At 62.3% G+C, this 5,190-nt stretch carries 5 protein-coding genes; 1 reads left to right on the forward strand and 4 read right to left on the reverse strand.

What is annotated here, in order from left to right; genetic code table 11:
- The 4 genes from Q7L05_RS16830 to Q7L05_RS16845 all read right to left on the reverse strand — a co-directional run.
- A partial coding sequence (locus tag Q7L05_RS16830; RefSeq protein ID WP_411293350.1) for a hypothetical protein occupies positions 1-250 on the reverse strand: 250 nt, incomplete at its 3' end.
- Between the two features lie 6 nt (positions 251-256).
- Positions 257-1,615 carry a GldG family protein gene (locus tag Q7L05_RS16835; RefSeq protein ID WP_303909385.1) on the reverse strand — a complete coding sequence of 453 codons (1,359 nt, stop codon included), beginning with the start codon at positions 1,613-1,615 and terminating at the stop codon, positions 257-259.
- Positions 1,616-1,855: 240 nt separating this feature from the next.
- Entirely contained in the window at positions 1,856-2,608 is a 753-nt protein-coding gene (locus Q7L05_RS16840; protein WP_303909387.1) for an ABC transporter permease subunit, read from the reverse strand.
- Positions 2,605-3,552 (reverse strand): ABC transporter ATP-binding protein, encoded by a 948-nt coding sequence (locus Q7L05_RS16845; RefSeq protein ID WP_303909389.1) that lies wholly within the window; start codon positions 3,550-3,552, stop codon positions 2,605-2,607. Before Q7L05_RS16845 ends, Q7L05_RS16840 begins: the two co-directional genes overlap by 4 nt.
- Positions 3,553-4,446: 894 nt before the next feature.
- Here Q7L05_RS16845 and Q7L05_RS16850 point away from each other — a divergent pair.
- On the forward strand, positions 4,447-5,190 hold a 744-nt coding region (locus tag Q7L05_RS16850), incomplete at its 3' end, for a hydantoinase/oxoprolinase N-terminal domain-containing protein (RefSeq protein WP_303909391.1).

The raw sequence follows: 5,190 nt of genomic DNA on the forward strand, positions 1-5,190 counted from the left end.
CGAAGCGATAGCCGTTAGCGGGGAGCCCGCGCGGTTCCGTGAGTCGCCACTCGCCGTCCTCGCCACGTTGGGCGGCCACCGTGGCCCGCCCCGCACGCTCGATGCGTACCTGGTGGATATCGGCCGGATTCAATGGGGTGAGCCGTTCGGAATCGGGCGGCGCCTGTTTGCCGGGCTCCCAGGCGGCAAGCGCGGCGAGGATTCCCACCAGAATCAGTAGCCCCAGATTGACCAGCGTTCGTGAACTCATGGCCGTCTACCGTTTTCGACGTCGCAACCAGATAAGCACACCCGTTCCCGCCAGCCCCAGCGGTAAAATCAGCAGGAATCCGAATCCGAGCACTGCCGAGACCATCGGGGTCAGGGTGAGCGAAACGTCGGGCGCCGTGCGGGACGGGACGCGAATGAAAATATCGTCGTGATTGAGCCAGTTCACCAGTCGGTTGCCCAGCTCTCGGTTGGCGCCGTTGCCGAGATATTGATTGGAGAGAAAGTCCGCATCGCCGACAACCGCAACACGCTGGCTCGATTCGGCTCCACCTTTGCCGGCCAGGCTCCGGGTAGCGGTCACACCCAGGGGCAGCCGGCCGGATAATTCACCTTTGTCGTGTTCAATGGCGCCTTCCAGCCCTCCGGTTTCCGCCCAGCTGCGCTCCAGCGTCTGCAGGATCGGCTGGAACCGGAAGTCGTTCTGACTGGTGACCAGATAACCGGCGATGGGGAACAGGGTGAGAGAGGAGAGGTCGCTGGTTACCGGATGGTCCGGATATTCCGCCACCACCACGAAGGCCGGGTGGTCGATGCCGAGCTGTTGGCCGGTGGGGTCGACCAGCGTACCTTCGCCGAGGGTTACGCCGAGCTGTTCGGCCAAGGCTTCGAACCCGCCGGCGTCGTCGGGTTCGCGTAACCACAGGAGGTTGCCGCCTGCGGCGACCCAGTCGCCGATCAGCGCTGCCTCACCCGGCAGCGGGTCCTGGCGCGGGTCGGCAATGATCAGTGCTGCGGCGTTGTCGGGGATCGATGGCGTGATGCTCAGGTTGAGGGTGTCGAACCTGAGCCCCCTGTTCTGCAGCTGGGCGGTCCACTGGCCGTAATCGAAATTGCTGCGGCCCTCCGGACCGCGTTCGCCGTGCCCGGTCAGAAACATTACGCGGCGTTCGCCGCCGCGGGCCAACCGTTGCAAGGCGTTAGTGAGTGCCTGTTCGCCGAGAGTGGTGAGATTCTCACTGCGGCCCTGGTACTCCACCACCAGTTCACCGTCCACCCTGACGCCCAGGGCACGAACCCGGTCGGGGTGCTGGTCCGGGTCTACGAACCCGAGGGAGAGATCGGCCTTTTGACGCTGGTAGCGTTCGATCATTTCGCGGATCCGGGGCCTAAGCTGCGAAGCCCCGCTCTTTCGTGCAAACGCGGTGATCGTCACCGGACCCTCCAGGCGTTCCAGCAGTTGTCGGCTGGCTTCGGAAAGGGTGTGACGACCACTGGCAGTCCAGTCGGCCTGGAGGTGGTAGCGGGTGCTGAGCCAGCCGACCAGGCCAATGGCCACCAGGAACAGCACTACAAAAATCCAGTTCTGAACCCGGAGGCGGCGTTGGCTGTTACGGTCGATATCCATCTAGCAGTCTCGGTTGATTTCTATACAGATAAACCGCAAAGCTTCCGCTCCTGCTCTCGCCCCTCACCTACATCCCTGTAGGCGAAGACGCCAAGAGCGCAAAGAAGTCAACGGCTTACCGAAGCATGTCATGAACTCGGCGCCACCGGCAAAAGCTGACTGCAGTGGTGAATGGCTTTTTCAATCAATCTCTTTGCGTGCTTTGCGTCTTTGCGGTGAATAGTCCATTCGAGGCCCGGTTCACCCTTGCAGACGCTCGGCATCCAGCCGGCGGATGCTGAGTACCAGGAAAGTGGTGATAAACAGCAGGTAATAGACCAGGTCGCTGGTATCGAAGATCCCTTTCAGCAGGGCCTCATGGTGATGCTGCAGTGAGAGATAGGCGAACAGGCCGCTGCCCGCATCCGCACTGTCCGCCCAGTCCAGGATCCAGAGCAGCAGCAGAATCCCGAAGCTGCCCACGGCCGCTACAACAGGCTGTCCCGTCAGCGTGGACATGAACAGCCCCGCCGCGGCGAAGGCCGCCAGCATCAGCGTCAATCCCAGCACCTGGGCGGCCAGGAGGCCGAAATCCAGCGTGCCGCCAAGCAGCAGCGACAGCGGCATAAGCAGAATAAGGCCTACCATGACCAAAAAGAAGGCCATTACTCCCAGATACTTGCCCAAAACGATTTCGGTCATGGAGACCGGTGCCGAGAGCAGTAGCGGCAGCGTGCCGCTGCGTCGCTCCTCGCTCACCAGACGCATGGTGAGGAGCGGTGCCACCAGCAGCAGAATCACCGCGGCGATGCCGAAAACCGGGGCCGCCACTACCTCCGTCAGCCCCGGGGCGTTCTCCATCTGTGTCAGCTGTGGCTGAATCCTTGCGTATTCATCCACCTGACTGAGAAACAGGTAGGCTATGATGAGTTCCACCACCGACAACACCGACCAGGCCAGTGGCGAGAGGAACAGACTGCGCAGTTCCCGCGCGGCGATGTGGCCGATCATCATGCCGCCTCCTTCGATGCCGGTTCCGAGGTGGTCAGATCAACAAACACATCCTCCAGGGAGCGGCGCTCGGGAATCAATTCATAAAGCCCCCAGTTCTCCCGGGCCGCGGCAAGGACCAGTGTCTCGGCGGGACTCTCGGCTGGGTGGTGGCTGATGTGAAAGCGATCGGCCCCATTGGGCTCCACCGATAGCACCCCCGCGATGGCCCGCAGTTTTTCGATGTCGGGTGGACGATGCAAGCCGATAGCAAGACGGGAGGTCTGCATCCGCTGCTGCAATCCCGCTATGGTGTCGCTGAGGATGAGTTCGCCGTGATGGATGATCTGAACCCGATCACAGGTAGCCTGCACTTCCGGCAGGATGTGGGTGGAGAGAATGACACTGTGTTCGCCGCCCAACTCCCGGATCAGGGAGCGGATCTCGCGGATCTGAATGGGATCGAGACCTACAGTGGGCTCGTCGAGCACAACCACATCCGGGGAGTGGATGATCGCCTGAGCGATGCCCACCCGCTGCTGGTAGCCTTTGGAAAGATTGCCGATCAACCGGCTGCCGCTGTCCGCCAGGCCACAACGCTCCCTGGCGGCGGCGAGTGCCCCCGGGATTCGGCCGCGCTCGATGCGGTTGAGCCGCGCACAGTAGGTCAGGTACTCGTTGACCGTGAGCTCGCGATAGAGCGGTGGCTGCTCCGGTAGATAGCCAATGGCCGCCTTGGCGCGCTTGGGATGCTCGAGGAGATCGATCCCGCCCACCGCGATGCTGCCTGCGCTGGGTGCCAGGTTGCCCGTGAGCATGCGCATGGTGGTCGACTTGCCTGCCCCGTTGGGGCCGAGGAAGCCCACCACCTCGCCGCGGCGGACTTCGAAACTGACACCCTTCACGGCACAGTTCGTTCCGAAGTATCGATAGAGGTGCTCGACGCCAATCAGACTCTCTTCGCTCATGCGTCCTTCCGAACGTGGAAACAGGCTGGAATTCTACCCATAAACCGCCCGGAAGGTGCAATGATGTGCCGTCTGCATTTGCGAGCCGTATCTCCCGCTCCGCGGCCCCGAATCAATGACGAACTCTTAGCTGTCATTGCGAGGAGCCACAGCGACGTGGCAATCTCGGGGTCAGGAGCAGAGATTACTTCGTCGCCGAGGCTCCTCGTAATGACAGGGGAAAGTTCTTCAGGAGCCGTACCCGTCGCTCCACCCCGAATCAATGACGAACTCTTAACTGTCATTGCGAGGAGCCACAGCGACGCGGCAATCTCGGGGTTACAGAAACACCAGATTACTTCGTCGCTGGGGCTCCTCGTAATGACAGGGGGAAGTTCCTCAGGAGCCGTACCCGTCGCTCCGCGGCCCCGAATCAATGACGAACTCTTAGCTGTCATTGCGAGCACTACCTGCCGGTGCCCAGCCCCGAATCAGAAAATAACTCTCGCCAAGGCGCCAAGATCGCCAAGAGGGCAAGGAACGTTCATTTCTTGGCGCCTTTGCGTCTTGGCGAGACGAAGTTCTTCAGGAGGAGCCCCAGCGACGCGGCAATCTGGGGTTTTGGGAGCAGGAGCTTACTTCGTCGCCGGGGCTCGGCTTTGGCATCTTCGAGAATAGGTTCCAGACATTCTCTACTACCGCCATCCATGGCGGCATGCGTCGCTCTACCACCTACATCCATAGGCGTCCTCGTAATGACAGGGGGGGAAGTTCTTCAGGAGCGGTATTTCTTCGGTCGCTGAGGATCCTGCCAAGGGGATTGTCGCCTCCATTCGCCTGCCGGTGGTACGGTGGTGATCGCACGGGGCCTCCGGCTAAACTACACGGCCTCTCCATAGACAGGATCATCCCACGATGGACCAGGCGTTGGGCAACCGTCTCCTGCTGGGTGTCGACACCGGCGGAACCTTCACCGATTTCGTCCTGCTCGATGGCGCTACCCTGCGGGTCCACAAGGTACTTTCCACACCCGCGGCGCCGGAGCGCGCCATTCTGCAGGGGATTGCCGAGCTGGGTATCGGTGAGGCGGACTTCCCGCGTCTGGTCGTGGTGCATGGCTCCACGGTGGCCACCAATGCGGTCCTGGAGGGCAAGGGGGTGCCTACCGTCTACATCACCAACCGGGGTCTGGGGGATGTGCTCACCATCGGCCGGCAGGCACGGCAGGCCCTTTACGATCTGCAACCGCCACCGGAGGCGCCGCCGGTGCCGGCAAAGTGGTGTCTGGAGACGGGCGGTCGCCTGGGTGCGGACGGTTCGGTGGTGGAGGAGCTGACCGATGCGGAACTGGCCGAACTGCAGCGCCGAATCGAGGCACTGGCCCCCGAAGCGGTGGCCATCAACCTGCTGTTCTCGTTCCTGGACGACCGCTTTGAACGGGCCGTGGAGGCCGCTATTCCGCAAGGGGTGTTTGTCTCCCGCTCCTCCGCCATTCTGCCCGAATACCGGGAGTACGAGCGTGGCATCGCCACCTGGCTGAATGCCTGGGTGGGTCCGCTGGTGCAGGGTTACCTGGAGCGGCTGAAAAACAAGCTGCCCGGCGCGGGTCTGTCGGTCATGCAGAGCTCCGGCACTACCATCGAGTCGGCCCAGGCGGGC

The organism is Thiohalomonas denitrificans (assembly GCF_016841685.1).
Classification (GTDB): domain Bacteria; phylum Pseudomonadota; class Gammaproteobacteria; order Thiohalomonadales; family Thiohalomonadaceae; genus Thiohalomonas; species Thiohalomonas denitrificans_A.